This is a genomic window from Oscillibacter sp. KLE 1745 (genome assembly GCF_000469445.2).
Taxonomy (GTDB): domain Bacteria; phylum Bacillota; class Clostridia; order Oscillospirales; family Oscillospiraceae; genus Oscillibacter; species Oscillibacter welbionis.
In genome coordinates, this window is the sequence record NZ_KI271716.1 from 1 (window position 1) to 467 (window position 467).

A 467-nucleotide genomic window follows, 5' to 3' on the forward strand; every position below is an offset into this window, starting at 1 on the left:
GAAAGCCGAGGTCTCAACAAAACGCTTGTTGAGGCTTTTCTTCTTTCCGGGGATATTTACGAGGACGCAAAGCGGCACAATGTTGTGTTTGTCGGCAGAGACCGAAGCGGTACGCCGAGATACGCCCATGTGCGAGGAACGGCAGACCCATTCAGACAGGACATTGCCGGGTCTGACAAATCCTATCCGTTCCACTATGAGGGAAACGGCAACCAGCTCTTTGTCTTTGAAGCACCGATAGACCTGTTATCGTTCATCTGCCTTTATCCGCAGGATTGGCAAAGCCGAAGCTATCTTGCGCTGGGCGGTGTTTCGGGCAAAGCCCTTGACCGTTTCCTTTCTGAACGCAAGGACACCCGAAAAGTGTTCCTCTGCCTTGACAGCGACACCGCAGGAAGCGAAGCCTGTACCCGACTGGCACAGTCCATTCCCGGCGAGATCGCCGTCATTCGCCTTGTCCCGGCAAG

1 protein-coding gene is annotated in these 467 nt (G+C 54.6%); it reads left to right on the plus strand.

Translation table 11 applies throughout. The features are described 5' to 3' along the window. On the plus strand, positions 1-467 hold a 467-nt coding region (locus tag HMPREF1546_RS07090; protein ID WP_021751820.1), incomplete at both ends, for a DUF3991 and TOPRIM domain-containing protein.